Below are 12,417 nucleotides of genomic sequence, written 5' to 3'. Positions count from 1 at the left end.
GCATGCTCCCCGCCCCTGAAATCATCGCACGGTCACAACGAGACACCTCGTAACACTGGGTGTCGCCTTAGCTCGTAACACTGGGTGTCCATTGACAGTCCTAAGCTCCGCCCGCAAGAAGAGCCGCGGCCAGCGCAGCAGCATGATCTATCCGATCGCGCTCGAAGCCGTGCAGCGTCTCGACGCCCTGTTCGACATCGAGCGCGGCATCAATGGCAAGACGCCGGCCGAGCGCCTCGCGGTTCGTCAGGAACTCAGCGCGCCGCTGATGGCAGAGCTCCACACCTGGCTCATCGAGCAGGTCGCCAAGCTGTCGCGCGGCCATGATCTGACCAAGGCCTGCCTCTACATGCTCAAGCGCTGGGATGCGTTCACCCGCTTCCTCGACGATGGCCGCATCTGCCTCACCAACAACGCCGCCGAGCGCGCGCTGCGCTGCATCCCGCTCGGTCGCAAGGCATGGCCCACGCGTGGTCCATAAGGATATGCCGGACCACCTCATCGCGGCTCTTCGCGACTTTCGAGGAAAGGTCGCTCATGGCCACTATGAGCCCAAAGACGATCCTGAGAGCGAGTCCTTCGCCCGATCAATCTTTGCCGTTGAGGCGCTTTGCCTTTTGCTGACATGCTTCGATATGCCGATGACAAAAGACGGCCTCGACCGGATAAAGCACAACCCGCTCGTTGAGCATTACCGCCTTTTCAGCCTCAACTAGGCCTAGTCTTTCCAAGCAGTCGGCGGCCTGTAGCAATGCCGCTAGGCAAACAATAACAGGTCTATTGTCCTCAAACTTCTGAGATTCCCTCGAGAGCAGACAGGTCGCATTTGGCTCGTATCCATCTGGTGAAGGCCGCGGTGTGACGCCGACCGTCGCGTAGCGCGGTTTAGGCGGCGATTGCTGCGGCGCGCGGCGCCCAGTTCCACGGCAGCAGCTGACCGAGCCGGTTTGCCGGGTGATCGGCGATGCGGGCGAGGACATCGGCGAGCCAAGCCTGCGGATCGACATCGTTGAGCTTGGCGGTCTGGATCAGGGTATAAATGATGGCGGCGCGCTGGCCGCCGCGGTCGGAGCCGCAGAATAGCCATGCCTTGCGACCGAGCGGGATGCAGCGCAGCGCGCGCTCGGCGGCGTTGTTGGTGAGGCAGATGCGGCCATCGTCGAGGAAGCGGGTGCGGCTCTGCCGGATGGAGTTTGGACGATGGGTGACCTGATCTTGAATTACCGCTCGTGCTGGCTCATGATGATGGCTTACAGCTCTTGACGGTGCAGCAGCTGTCTAGGTGAAGGTGAACAGAGCAACGCAGCCCAAAACTGTTAGCTCGGCTGATAACGCACATTATGTAAATTTCGATATCTTAACTGTCCATGTAAACTGTGTCCAGTGTGATGCTATGGCGCTTACCGTCATCCCTGTCTTCCAACAGCACCAGCGAGCGTAATCTGCGCAGCGTCAATGCCGAAATAGAGTTGTTGCTGCGCGAAGCACTGACACTGCGCGCGCTGAAGGTGGAACGCAGCGGAACGACGCGCCGCAATCATCTGTCGGGTGCCAATTCACAATGCGTGAGTCCGGGCGTAACCCGCAGCGCGGCAGCTAACCCCTGCTAATGTGATAGACGCGCGCAGCATCGCACGGCGCATTGAGCTGGGTCATCCGGCAGGTGCAATCGCCCGCCACCAGTCGGCAGTAAAGCCGGGTGAAGACCGCCGCATACCAGTGGAACAGGCTATCGGGCGGCATCATCGGATCGCCTGCCCTGCTCCAGTCAATGGTGAAACGCCTTGCGCTATGCGGTACAAACGTTCCCACGCCGATGAAGGTCCAGGCGTGCTTGCGGATCGCCGCCATCAGCAGCGGCGCGGCGGCCGCTGCAGGCAGGTGCAGCAGCAGCCACACGGCGGGGCGCGGAATGCGGTGGGCGATGATGTAGTCGGCAGTGCGCGCGCCCGCTTCCTCGGCGATGGCGAAGCTGCCGAGGGGCTGGTGCAGCGCCAGCCAGCGGTGCAGCCGCAGGGCCTGCACCTCGGGGATCATCGCCTCGCCCGAAGGCAAGGCAGCGATCTGGGCTGCATCAAGGATCGTGCGGGTCTCCGCCTGCCCCAGCCGCGCCTCCATCGCTGCCGCGCCTCCATCGCTGCCGCGGTCTGGAGCACTGCGTTGGGCCCGATCAATGCGGCAGGATCACCCCCCGCAGAAGACCCATGCACGGCTACAGCTCCAGCCGGTCTTTGGCGCGCTCTTGCGCGCGTTCCTTCATCTGCTCGCGCACCGCTTCGCGCCGAGCCTTGGCCTGCGCGGCCTTGTCGGCATTGGTCTGCCAGTCGGTCGCGGCATCAGCAGCGGCGATGCGGCTCTCATCGAAGTGCCAGTCAAGCTGCTTCTTGGTCTGCGGGCCCCAATATCCGGCCTTGCCGAGATCGTAGAACGTCCGCTTGAACCCGGCGCGCAGGAAGGCCCACAAGCAGCCAAGCAGATAGCGCCGCCGGAACCCCGTGCCGCGCCAGGGATAGTGGAACATCGCCTTTTTCATGTAGAAGCGGCGGTAGTTCTTCATAACCCCGTCGAGCAGTTCGCCGCGCTCCATCGCCGCGGGCTTCATGATCGGGGTGACGAAATTGTACTTGCTGAAATCGTGCACCTCGACCTTGTCCTTCAGCTCCTCGAACAGGGGGGTGAAGGGCCAGGGGGTGTACATCGCCCAGTTGGCGAGATCGGGCTGCCAGTCCCACGCCATCTGGTAGGTTTCCTCCAGCGTCTCGGGCGTTTCGTTGTCGAGCCCGACGATGAACTGCGCTTCCACGAAAATGTCGGCCGCGCGCAGCAGCCGGATCGCTTCCTTGTTCTCCTCGACCTTGGTTTCCTTGTTGAACCGGTCGAGCTTCATCTGCGCCGCCGCCTCGGTGCCGAGGCTGACATGGACGAGGCCGGCCTTGCGGTAGAAAGGCAGCAAATCCTTGTCACGATAGATGTCGGTGACGCGGGTGTTGATGCCCCACTTGACCTTGTCGGGCAGGCCGCGGTCGATCAGCTCCTGACAGAACTCGACAAATTTCTTGCGGTTGATGCTGGGTTCCTCGTCAGCAAGGATGAAGAAGCCGACGCCGTGTTTCTCGTGCAGTTCCTCGATCTCGTCGACGACATCCTTGGGATCGCGCACGCGGTAATCGCGCCAGAACTTCCATTGCGAGCAGAACGAGCAGGTGAAGGGGCAGCCGCGCGCGAGGTTGGGGATCGCAACCTTGGTGCCCAATGGGATGTAAATATACTGATCCCACTTCAGAATGTCCCAGTCGGGCCTGATCGTGGACATGTCCTTGATCGTCTCGGCGGCCTCGGTGGCGATGATCTGATCGCCGTCACGGAAGGCAAGCCCCCGAATCGTGGCGCGGTCCTGGGGCCAGCGGCCCTCGGCAATCGCGGTGCACAGTTCGACCGCGATGTTTTCGCCCTCCCCGCGCACCACCACGTCAATATGCGGGGCTTCGGCGAGCACCTGCTTGAACATGAAGGTGCCATGCACCCCGCCCAGCACCCTGACGGCATCGGGCACATGCAAGGCGGCGAGCTCCAGCACACGTTCGGCTGCATAGATCGAGGGCGTGATCGCGGTGACGCCGACGAAATCGGGCTGCAATTCGACCATGCGCCGGGCGAGTTCCTCGTCCGCGATATTCTCGGTCATCGCGTCGATGAAGGTGATGTCGTCAAAGCCTGCACGGCGCAGCGGGCCAGACAAGTAAGCGACCCAGGCGGGCGGCCATGTCCCGGCGATCTCGGCACCGCCGGAACGGTAATTGGGGTGAACAAACAAAATGCGCATGGGCCGATTCCCTCTCCTTGAACGGTGCCAAGGTGGGGGAGTTGCTGCGTAGTCGCTTTGCGCTGGATCAAATCCTCTCGTCGAAAGCTAAGAAATAGCCGACCCTGCCTCACAGGTGAAGATGCAATGTTCACACGACGGATATTAAAAAGCCTCGATAGCTCGAAATCGAGTACGCCAAGAAAGCGGGGATGGCCAAATCAGGCCCAAATTCCTTTTGGCCGAGGCCAATGATCACTGTTTTGACAGAATTGATTTTGCTTACGCCACTATTGCAATGATAACCGAGACAGCCACCCCGAACATTGCCACCGCCACCGGAACGACCAAAATCTGTCCGAATACGGCACCGCGCGACATTGGGCCGAAGGCAGTTTGCAGGGAGTCACCCTGCCGTTCGAGCGGGCTTGCTGCCTGACGCGGGCTTTGGCGTGCGACGGCACGGGCGGTGCCGAAGAACATGATCACATAGACTGCCGAGATGGCGATTGCGAAACCTGCTCGCCCCGCGCCCGTCGCGGCAAGGAGCGCCGCCAGAAAGACCACGTAACAGGCGATCATGCCGATCCAGATTACGCGCGGCAGTTCAAAGGTCCGTCGCTCTCCATCCCGCGCAGGAACTGCGTGATTATCATTGGCCTCTTGCCGCACAGCCCCAGCGGACTGCGCAATTTCGACAGCCTCAGGATCGACAGGACCATGGACAACGTGTTCGGCAAGGATATGCGGGTTGGAGGCATCAAGCATGGGGCAGGTCCTTTCCTGCGCGCCCTCCGGCCAATCCGGAGCGTCGCATTTCAATGGCGGTGAACAGGCTGTCGGCGATCATCCGCGCCCGGCCCGCGACCAATCCGGTCGCTTCAGGATGGCGTTCAAGCTGCCGCAAGGTCGCGTAAAACAGATCGAGCCAGCGGGTGAAGTGCGCGAGTTCCAGACCCGGAATAGCCAGATGCTTGAGCATCGGGTTGCCCGAAAACTCGCCACTATTATGCAGCACCGATCGCCAGAACGCCTTCATCCGGGTGAGGTGCTTGGGCCAGTCATCGACACGCTCGGCAAAGATCGGGGCGAGCAGATCGTCCTTGCGGATGGTATCGTAGAAGGTCTCCACCATGGCGTCGATGAACCCGGCATCGACCCCGATTTCCTCTGCTGCAGCGCGCTTTTCCGCGCGCCGGGCGAGCACATGGCGGCGGGCGTCGCTTGGCGAGGGTTGCGGCATTGTGTTCACCTCGATCATGCCCGATCCATTTAATAAGCACCTGATATACCCATTAAGCCGCGTTGCGAGCAAAAGCAATATCTGATACGCGCATTTTATGCAGCTCAGCCTTCACACCGATTATGCCCTGCGCGTGCTCATGACCCTTGCGGCAACCGATCAGCATCTGTCGGTTGACGAGATTGCCCAGCGGTTCCGGATTTCGCGCAATCACCTCGCCAAGGTCGTGCAGGGCTTGCAGGCCGCTGGCCTGGTCGAGACGTTTCGTGGCCGCAGCGGCGGAATGCGTCTGGCGCGGCCAGCGGACACTATCACCGTGGGCGAAGTGGTGCGCCGGTTCGAGAACCTCGATGCCTTCGTGTCCTGCTTCGCTTCCGGGGCAGGTTGCGTTATCAACGGGATGTGCGGATTGAAGCCGCTGCTGAGCGAGGCCATGGAGGATTTCCTCACGCGGCTCGACCAGCGCCGCATCAGCGAACTTGTGCCCCATGTGAGCGCTTTCCGCGAGCGCCTGTTGCGGGACCCCCAGCCCAGCCCTGCCTGATCCGCCGACGCCTGCGTTATCGCATAAAGGAGAACAGCCTATGGCCTTGCATCATGCCAGTTCAGGCGAAGTGATCGATCTTGCCGTCTCGTCTGACCAGCCCGGTACCAGAGCCATCGTCAAGACCGACAAGTTCGAAACCATCCGCCTTGTGCTGAGACAGGGAGACACGATCCCCGCCCACCGGCTTGCCTCCCAGATTACGCTCCATTGCCTCAAAGGCTCGGTCGCTGTTCAGATCGCCGGCGGCACGCTGATGCTAGACACGGATCAATGGGTGTTCTTCGATGAAGACGCGGTGCACGGGTTTGATGCAACGACCGACGCCGTACTGCTCATGACCATCATGTTGCCAATAGACACGCCCACCTAGACCGTCGGCGTGACTGCGCCCGCCAGCACGGTCTGATGCGCCAGCACGGCCAGCAGATCGGAACGGGTAACGATTCCCACCAACCGGTCGCCATCCACCACCGGAGCGGCCTGAACCCCGCCATCGGCGAGCAGCTGAACCAGCACCCCCACACCGTCATTCGGCTCTACGGTCTTTAACAGCGTCGTCATGATGTCGCTGGCGCAAAGCGCACGATTCGCCGGATGGACCAGGGCGCGCAGGCTACCCACAAACCCGCCTGCGGTCGGCAACGCCAGCGTGCGAGCGCGCTGGATCAGATCATTTTGTGAAATGATCCCCTCAAGCCGCCCCCCATCGCCCACGACCGGCAGGGTCTTGAAATGGTGCTTGCGAAACAGATCGGCCACAATGCCCAGATCAGCCTCCGGTCCTACCGAGACAATATCGCGCGACATGACCTCGCCGCAGGTCAGCCCGCCAAAGTGGCGGCGCGCCGCTTCGGCCTCGGCTGCGGCGAGGATGCGGCCAAAATCCTCGGCACCGATATTCGCTCCGAGATTGAAGCGCTCGAGCACGCGCTCCAACTCGTCGGGCGTCAGGCCGAGACGCCGGTCGGGCGCGGCATCGCCGGTCTTGTGCCCGCCTTCTTCCCCCGGCTGCCGAAACGGATAGTGGCGACCGGTCAGGCGATTGTAGCCAATCGCCAGCAGCACCAGTAACGCAGTATCGAGCAGCACAGGCGAAACGGCGAAACCGATGCCGATGTCACCGCCCTCGAACGCGACCAGCACCGTTGCCAGCGCCACCGCACCACCGGGCGGGTGCATCGCGCGCAGGCTCGCCATGGCGATGATCGCGCCGCCCACCGCCAATCCCACACTGATTTCCGCAGGCAGGGCGAATTGCAGCACCGCTAAAGCCGCCAGGGCCGAAGCCGTGTTGCCGACGACTGCCGACCATGGCTGGGCCAGCGGGGAATTGGGGATGGCAAACAGCAGAAACGCGCTCGCGCCAAGCGGAGCGATCAACAGGAAGCTCGCAAGATCGCCGCGCCAGGCACTGAGCACCACGAGCAGCCCGGCACTAAGCGAGAGCGCCAGCCCCGCACCCAAAGCCGCCCGCAGCGCTTCGTGCGGACGCTGACGCGGCATCGCCGGTCCGACTGCCCGCAGCGCCTGGCGCAGGCGCACATGCACGCGGATCAGGCCCGAAAGCGACAGCGGAGCCGAAGTGTCGCCTTTTTGAAGCAAGGCGTTACTGCCCGTCGGTTTGTGTGTTTTCGGCGTCATCGGCGTTCTTTCTGGCATCATGAGCGGCAATTCGCCTGCCGTTCAGGCATAACGCACCAGGCACGATCGCGCGCCGGACAAAGCCGATAGAAATTCTTTGCGGGTGAGCAGCGCGTAAGCAACCCCCCGCTCATTCGCAAGTTCAGGGCGCGTTTCCGATCACAGGATCGGACTGACCCCGAACAACAGCGGATGGATCAGAATTAGGACAAGGTAAAGCGCCCCGGCCGCTACCAGACGCAGCGGCTGTCCAAACATCACCGCCCCCGCGCCGGGCCGCACGATTGCTCGTCGCAGTCGCTGCCACTCGGGCCCCATCTCGCGCTGACGGCGACGGTCAATCAGCCGTCCTCCCAGCAGCGCGAAGGCGGCGAAAATGCCGAACATGACGACATGGGCGAGTGTCCCGTTGGCGAAGGCATGCGCCCCCGCCCACAGCGCGAGCGCGGCCAGCAAGGGGTGGCGCATCCAACCGACGATACCCGGCCGAGCGGGGTCGAACGCGGCAGCGTTCGCGCCGCCGAAGGAAAACGGATTGGGTCTGCCTATGGCGAGCACAAGGATCAGGCAGACAACTGCCATTACCGCCAGCACCAGATGGTTGTGCCAAGGCTCCCAAGCCCACAGCATGACAAAGGGCGCCCGGCCAGCCGCCGTAATCAACCAGGCCAGCAGCGCCAGCGACAACAGCGAATAGGCGATGGTAAAGCCGCGCTGACCCACCAGGCCTACCAGCCAGGGCTTGACCGGGGCGCGCACCGGAACGGCATGCGAAAGAAGGAACACGCCGAGCGCGGCAATGAACTCGGTCCAGGCCATGGCTAACCCGCCGCCTGACGCGGGCGCAGGAGCATCGGGCCATAAAGCGCCGCGAAGCCGGCAAACGCCCCGATCCAGCACATGCCGGACAGGCTGTGCAATGCGTCCGCAGCCTCGGGCCAGGCGCCGGCCGCAATCCGTGCCAACACCGCAACGACTACCGCCGCATAGATGGCCATTGTCCCGCGCCCCGCGGTCAAGGCGCGGCCCGTGTGGCCCAAAGTCGCACGCGTCATCACCGCCAGCGTCATCAATCCCAAGCCACCCGCCGTCCACAAATGCTGCGCGCTGCCTGGGCCAATCCAGCCATATCCGAGAATCTCCACCGCCCCCACCAGCGCCCCCAGCGGCACAAAGGCATAGCCGACATGCAGCACCGTAACGAGCGGCTCGGCGAAGGTGCGATCCCCCGCCCAACGCGCCATACGCGCCAAATGCAGGCCCCCGGCAAGCGCCAGCGCCATGCCGGTGAAGGCCGCGAAAGGCGCCACCACCCATGCCAGCAGGGCCGCCAGCAGCACGCCGAGCGCGGCGAGATCGAAGCTCTGCATCGGCGGCACAGGCAGACGGCCTGCGCCCTGCCTGGTCAGCCAGTTGCGGGTGAAGGACGGCACGATCCGCCCGCCGATCACTGCGATCATCATCAGCACCGCGGAAAGGCCGAGGCGCAGCCCCATGCCTTGCGCGGCATAGACGCCGCTCGCCGCCTCCGAATGGAACAGCGCATTGGCACAGCCGAACAATACCAGCAGGCCCACCACCGGCAGGTTGCGCCAGTTGCGTCCCACGATGATCTCGCGCACGAGCAGCACCGCCAGCGCTGCCACCAGCGCCAGATCGGCCGCCGCGACCGCGAGCGGGGCAAGGCCTTGCGATACACTCACCGCCACCCGTCCGGCGAGCCACGCCGCGACCAGCCCGGCCAGCGGCCAGCCGGTCACCGGCAAACGTCCCGTCCAGTTGGGAACGGCGGTCAGCAGGAACCCGGCAATGATCGCCCCGAGATAGCCGAAGAGGAATTCATGCGCGTGCCAGCTCACCGGATCAAAGGCGGTTGGCAGCGTCAGCTCGCCCGCCAGCATCGCCACCCACAGCGCCATCGCCAGCGCCGCCCACAGCGCGCCCAGCAGGAAGAACGGCCGGAACCCGAAGCTTAGCAGCGCCGGGCCGCGCCAAGCGCGGTGGCGCTCCATCGTGGTGGCGGCGGCGTTCATGGGCGGTCTCCTCGAGGACGAACGGGCTGTCTGCGGCAGACGGGTTTGCAAGCGCGTTGATGCGGACTAGGGCGGTAGTAACCGCAAACTCGGATGTGCCCCTTCGCATGATCGCCCCGCCCGCCCCCGCCATCGTCATCGCTGCCGGGGGCGAAGGCCAACGGATCGGCGGGCGCAAGCCTCTGCGCCTGCTCGGCAGGCAGCCGCTGCTGGCTTATGCAATCGCGAACGCCGCAGCTCAATCGGACTGCATGGCGGTGGCGGTGCGCGAAGCGGGCCAAATCGATGCGGGCGGGTTGCCGCTGCTGTGTGATGCCGTTCCCGGACGCGGTCCGATCAGCGCGCTTGTCAGCGCCTTTGACTTTGCCGCCGCACAGAATCGACCCGAGGTGCTGCTGATCGGCTGCGACCAGCCCTTCCTGCCGCACGATCTTGCCACCAGGCTCGGCGCAGCGCTGGGCGCGAACAAGGTCGCCATGCCGGTCAGCCGGGGTAAATACCAACCACTCGCCGCGCTGTGGCGCGTAGATCAGATGGCGTTGGCCGATTACATCGCGGCAGGCGGCGCCTCGCTGTGGCGCTTTGCTGCCGCGCAAGGTGTGGTGCACGTTGCATGGGCTGATGATGGCGCGCGCGATCCCTTCGCCAACATCAATGATCCTGTCGCGCTGGCCGAGGCTGAGGCGCATCTCAGCACCGCGGCTCGAACGCCAGCGCGCTGACCAGTGCGCCGGCAACTTCGGCGGGGGCGTTGGGCGGGCGGCGGATCAACCAGTCAGCCCTGGCCAGGGCCGCCTGCGCTCCGCTATCCTGATTGCTGATCGGGGAAAGGCCGTCCTCCTCCCACACTGCGCGCACAAAGGTTTCACGCGGGCCATTATCCGCTATCGGCTCGGCCAGCGGCAGGTGCCGCCAGCGCAGCACATCGCGGGTGGTCTGGCCCTGCAGCGCGGCGAGCAAGGGCAGCAAAAACAACCGCGCCGTCACCATCGCCGAAGTCGGATTGCCCGGCAGGCCCAGCACCAGTGTGCCCCCGGCCCGACCCAGCCACACCGGCTTTCCGGGCTTGATCGCGACCTTGGAGAACACCAGATCAAGTCCGTGGCTGGCAAACATCGGCTTGGCAAAATCGCGCTCCCCGACCGAGGCGCCGCCGGTGACGATCACCAGATCGGCCTGCGCAAGGGCGGCAGCGGCGAGCTGTTCCAGATCGGGCAGATTGTCGCCGCCGATGGCCTGCCGCACGATCTGCGCCCCGGCCTGTTCCGCCATCGCCGCCACGCCGAATGTCACGCTTTCCGGGATGGTATCGGCAGCCAGATGCGCTTCGCCGGGAGCTGCCAGTTCATCGCCGGTGGCAATGATCGCCGTCCGTGGCCGCCGCGCCACGGCAATGCACGCCCGGTCTGCCGCCGCCGCTGCGATCATCGTCCGGACAGTGAGCCGCGTGCCGGCCTCCAGCAGCACTGCTCCGGCGGCAAAATCGCTTGCGGCGGCGCGCACGTGCCAGCCGGGGCCGTATCCTTCGGCAAAGCGCACAGTCTTGCCCTTGCGGGTGGCATATTCCTGCATGATGCAGCGATCCGCGCCGACGGGCAGGGGAGCGCCGGTGAAGATCCGCACCGCCTCGCCCGCGCCAAGCGTGCCGGAAAAACCCGCCCCGGCACGCGCTTCGCCGACCACCTTCATTGCCTCTCCGGGCCGGGTGCCTGCATCCAGCACCGCATAGCCATCCATCGCGGCGACGGCGACACGCGGGCCATCGCTGCGGGCGGTGAGCGGCTCTGCCAAAACCCGCCCGGCTGCTCCGGCTAGCGGCACTTCCTCTGCCCCCAGCCGCAAGGCCGAGGCTTCAAGCAGCGCCAGAGCCTCGTCGAAACTGATCACGCACACACATCCCTCAGACGTGGCAGCGCCCCGGCGATCGAGCACGGCTTGTGGCGGCTATCAAACTCCAGCTCCAGCAGCCCGTCCCACGCATCGCGGCATGCGCCAGTCGATCCCGGCACGCAGAAGATGAAGGCATCGCCCGCCTGCCCGGCAAAGGCCCGGGACTGCATCGAGGCGACCCCGACGCTGGCGAGGCTTTTCTGGTGAAAGGCGATGGAAAACCCGTCCATCTCGCGCCGCATCAGCGGTTTGACCGCTTCGGGCGTATTGTCACGCGGGGAAAAGCCGGTGCCGCCGGTGGTGAGGATGATCTCGATCTCGGGCCGTGCCAGCCACGCCTGCAATTGCGCGCGGATCTCGGCGATCTCGTCACGCACGATGGCGCGGTCGTGCAGGTGGTGCCCGGCCTCTTGCAACCGCTCGCATAGCAGCGTGCCCGAGGTGTCGGTTTCAAGGCTGCGGGTGTCGGAAATGGTCAGCACTGCCATGCCCAGCGGATGGAACGTCAGGCTTTCGTCAATTCCCGGCATTTTCATTCACCTTCTCGCGCCAACGCAGCGCGTCTTCCCGATCCAGCGCGGTCGGCTCGATCCAAGTCGAGGTGCCATCATGCTCCTCGCGCTTCCAGAACACCGCCTCGGTCTTGAGCCGGTCCATGAGGTAGTCCGCCGCCTCGAAGGCCGCCCTGCGGTGGCGTGAAGCAGTGGCGACGAAAACGATGGGTTCGCCCGGCGCGATCAGACCCGCGCGGTGGATGACGATACTGGCGGTGATCGCGAACCGGCCATGCGCGTCGGCCGCGATCGCTTTCATCGATTGGAGGGTGACGCCGCGATAGCATTCCAGCACCAGCGAAGAGACCGCCGCACCATCCGCGCCCCGCCCCCGGGCCCGCCCGGTGAAGCTGACAACCGCGCCTTCATCCTCGAGCGCCGCGGAAAACTCGGCAAGCCGCAGCGACGGATCGAAGGGAGCCTGCGCCAATTCAACCCGCATCGTCATCCTCCCGACACCGGCGGAAAGAGCGCGACCCGATCTCCGGGGCGCACCATCGCATCATTGGCGACGATGGTTTCATTGATGCAGGCCCTGATGCGGATGCGACGAAGCGCCTCGCCAAGTGCCGGGTAGGCGCTGGCGAGATCGTCCAGCATCGCTGTCACCTGCAGTCCGTTCTCCGGGACGGCGAGCCCCAGCACCGGCCCGCAGGCGTCGGCGAGGCGCCCGCACAGTTCGATGTCGAGTTGCGCTTGTTTCATGA

Annotated in this window: 15 protein-coding genes and 2 pseudogenes; 5 read left to right on the top strand and 12 right to left on the bottom strand. The window is 64.5% G+C overall.

Translation table 11 applies throughout. From position 1 onward, the window contains the following. Positions 1-97: 97 nt before the first annotated feature. Both C0V72_RS13170 and C0V72_RS13165 read left to right on the top strand, forming a co-directional pair. Positions 98-463: pseudogene (locus C0V72_RS13170) on the top strand (IS66 family transposase); the annotation flags it as partial. Positions 464-485: 22 nt separating this feature from the next. Further along, positions 486-716, top strand: a complete 231-nt coding sequence (locus tag C0V72_RS13165) for a hypothetical protein (protein ID WP_101794603.1) — start codon at positions 486-488, stop codon at positions 714-716. Positions 717-885: 169 nt separating this feature from the next. Here C0V72_RS13165 and C0V72_RS13160 read toward each other — a convergent pair. From C0V72_RS13160 to C0V72_RS13140, 5 genes and pseudogenes are all read right to left on the bottom strand, one after another. Then, positions 886-1,173: pseudogene (locus C0V72_RS13160) on the bottom strand (transposase domain-containing protein); the annotation flags it as partial. 423 nt (positions 1,174-1,596) lie between these two features. After that, positions 1,597-2,118, bottom strand: coding sequence for a bacteriochlorophyll 4-vinyl reductase (bchJ, locus tag C0V72_RS13155; RefSeq protein WP_101794602.1), 522 nt, complete (start codon positions 2,116-2,118; stop codon positions 1,597-1,599). A gap of 94 nt (positions 2,119-2,212) precedes the next feature. Next, positions 2,213-3,823 (bottom strand): magnesium-protoporphyrin IX monomethyl ester anaerobic oxidative cyclase, encoded by a 1,611-nt coding sequence (bchE, locus tag C0V72_RS13150; protein WP_101794601.1) that lies wholly within the window; start codon positions 3,821-3,823, stop codon positions 2,213-2,215. Positions 3,824-4,084: 261 nt separating this feature from the next. After that, the gene (locus tag C0V72_RS13145; RefSeq protein ID WP_101794600.1) at positions 4,085-4,570 is read right to left on the bottom strand and encodes a hypothetical protein; all 486 of its coding nucleotides are present in this window, start codon (positions 4,568-4,570) and stop codon (positions 4,085-4,087) included. Continuing rightward, positions 4,563-5,063, bottom strand: a complete 501-nt coding sequence (locus C0V72_RS13140; protein ID WP_233999946.1) for a group III truncated hemoglobin — start codon at positions 5,061-5,063, stop codon at positions 4,563-4,565. Before C0V72_RS13140 ends, C0V72_RS13145 begins: the two co-directional genes overlap by 8 nt. A gap of 79 nt (positions 5,064-5,142) precedes the next feature. On the opposite strand from C0V72_RS13140, the gene C0V72_RS13135 reads away from it, so the two are divergent. Continuing rightward, positions 5,143-5,589, top strand: a complete 447-nt coding sequence (locus tag C0V72_RS13135) for an RrF2 family transcriptional regulator (protein WP_101794599.1) — start codon at positions 5,143-5,145, stop codon at positions 5,587-5,589. Between the two features lie 40 nt (positions 5,590-5,629). Continuing rightward, complete coding sequence (locus C0V72_RS13130; protein WP_101794598.1) at positions 5,630-5,962, top strand: cupin; 333 nt, start codon at positions 5,630-5,632, stop codon at positions 5,960-5,962. On the opposite strand, the gene C0V72_RS13125 is transcribed toward C0V72_RS13130, so the two are convergent. From C0V72_RS13125 to C0V72_RS13115, 3 genes are all read right to left on the bottom strand, one after another. Then, a complete protein-coding gene (locus C0V72_RS13125) occupies positions 5,959-7,233 on the bottom strand; it encodes an HPP family protein (protein WP_172439027.1) in 1,275 nt (424 codons plus the stop codon). The two genes, C0V72_RS13130 and C0V72_RS13125, sit on opposite strands and share 4 nt — an antisense overlap. Before the next feature lie 159 nt (positions 7,234-7,392). After that, positions 7,393-8,052, bottom strand: a complete 660-nt coding sequence (locus C0V72_RS13120; protein ID WP_101794596.1) for an NnrU family protein — start codon at positions 8,050-8,052, stop codon at positions 7,393-7,395. A 2-nt stretch (positions 8,053-8,054) separates the two neighbouring features. Next, on the bottom strand, positions 8,055-9,266 hold the full coding sequence (locus tag C0V72_RS13115; protein WP_101794595.1) for an NnrS family protein: 1,212 nt from the start codon (positions 9,264-9,266) through the stop codon (positions 8,055-8,057). 107 nt (positions 9,267-9,373) lie between these two features. Here C0V72_RS13115 and mobA point away from each other — a divergent pair, with 107 nt between their 5' ends. Continuing rightward, entirely contained in the window at positions 9,374-9,988 is a 615-nt protein-coding gene (gene mobA, locus C0V72_RS13110) for a molybdenum cofactor guanylyltransferase (RefSeq protein ID WP_172439026.1), read from the top strand. Here mobA and C0V72_RS13105 read toward each other — a convergent pair. The 4 genes from C0V72_RS13105 to C0V72_RS13090 are packed head-to-tail and all read right to left on the bottom strand — an operon-like array spanning position 9,957 to position 12,415. Continuing rightward, the gene (locus C0V72_RS13105; RefSeq protein ID WP_101794593.1) at positions 9,957-11,153 is read right to left on the bottom strand and encodes a molybdopterin molybdotransferase MoeA; all 1,197 of its coding nucleotides are present in this window, start codon (positions 11,151-11,153) and stop codon (positions 9,957-9,959) included. The genes mobA and C0V72_RS13105 overlap by 32 nt on opposite strands. Next, positions 11,150-11,686, bottom strand: a complete 537-nt coding sequence (locus tag C0V72_RS13100) for a molybdenum cofactor synthesis domain-containing protein (RefSeq protein ID WP_101794592.1) — start codon at positions 11,684-11,686, stop codon at positions 11,150-11,152. The genes C0V72_RS13105 and C0V72_RS13100 overlap by 4 nt, the downstream gene beginning before the upstream one ends. Beyond that, positions 11,673-12,152, bottom strand: coding sequence for a molybdenum cofactor biosynthesis protein MoaE (locus C0V72_RS13095; RefSeq protein WP_101794606.1), 480 nt, complete (start codon positions 12,150-12,152; stop codon positions 11,673-11,675). Before C0V72_RS13095 ends, C0V72_RS13100 begins: the two co-directional genes overlap by 14 nt. 2 nt (positions 12,153-12,154) lie before the next feature. Continuing rightward, positions 12,155-12,415, bottom strand: a complete 261-nt coding sequence (locus tag C0V72_RS13090) for a MoaD/ThiS family protein (RefSeq protein WP_172439025.1) — start codon at positions 12,413-12,415, stop codon at positions 12,155-12,157. Positions 12,416-12,417: the final 2 nt, after the last annotated feature.

The organism is Porphyrobacter sp. TH134 (assembly GCF_002855495.1).
Lineage (GTDB): Bacteria > Pseudomonadota > Alphaproteobacteria > Sphingomonadales > Sphingomonadaceae > Erythrobacter.
This window is presented reverse-complemented; position numbering and strand designations above follow the sequence as displayed.

Bases quoted from the DNA above. Each gene is read 5' to 3' on its own strand.
- C0V72_RS13165 (WP_101794603.1), top strand. From the start codon at position 486: ATGCCGGACCACCTCATCGCGGCTCTTCGCGACTTTCGAGGAAAGGTC.
- bchJ (WP_101794602.1), bottom strand. From the start codon at position 2,118: ATGGAGGCGCGGCTGGGGCAGGCGGAGACCCGCACGATCCTTGATGCA.
- bchE (WP_101794601.1), bottom strand. From the start codon at position 3,823: ATGCGCATTTTGTTTGTTCACCCCAATTACCGTTCCGGCGGTGCCGAG.
- C0V72_RS13145 (WP_101794600.1), bottom strand. From the start codon at position 4,570: ATGCTTGATGCCTCCAACCCGCATATCCTTGCCGAACACGTTGTCCAT.
- C0V72_RS13140 (WP_233999946.1), bottom strand. From the start codon at position 5,063: ATGATCGAGGTGAACACAATGCCGCAACCCTCGCCAAGCGACGCCCGC.
- C0V72_RS13135 (WP_101794599.1), top strand. From the start codon at position 5,143: ATGCAGCTCAGCCTTCACACCGATTATGCCCTGCGCGTGCTCATGACC.
- C0V72_RS13130 (WP_101794598.1), top strand. From the start codon at position 5,630: ATGGCCTTGCATCATGCCAGTTCAGGCGAAGTGATCGATCTTGCCGTC.
- C0V72_RS13125 (WP_172439027.1), bottom strand. From the start codon at position 7,233: ATGACGCCGAAAACACACAAACCGACGGGCAGTAACGCCTTGCTTCAA.
- C0V72_RS13120 (WP_101794596.1), bottom strand. From the start codon at position 8,052: ATGGCCTGGACCGAGTTCATTGCCGCGCTCGGCGTGTTCCTTCTTTCG.
- C0V72_RS13115 (WP_101794595.1), bottom strand. From the start codon at position 9,266: ATGAACGCCGCCGCCACCACGATGGAGCGCCACCGCGCTTGGCGCGGC.
- mobA (WP_172439026.1), top strand. From the start codon at position 9,374: ATGATCGCCCCGCCCGCCCCCGCCATCGTCATCGCTGCCGGGGGCGAA.
- C0V72_RS13100 (WP_101794592.1), bottom strand. From the start codon at position 11,686: ATGCCGGGAATTGACGAAAGCCTGACGTTCCATCCGCTGGGCATGGCA.
- C0V72_RS13095 (WP_101794606.1), bottom strand. From the start codon at position 12,152: ATGCGGGTTGAATTGGCGCAGGCTCCCTTCGATCCGTCGCTGCGGCTT.
- C0V72_RS13090 (WP_172439025.1), bottom strand. From the start codon at position 12,415: ATGAAACAAGCGCAACTCGACATCGAACTGTGCGGGCGCCTCGCCGAC.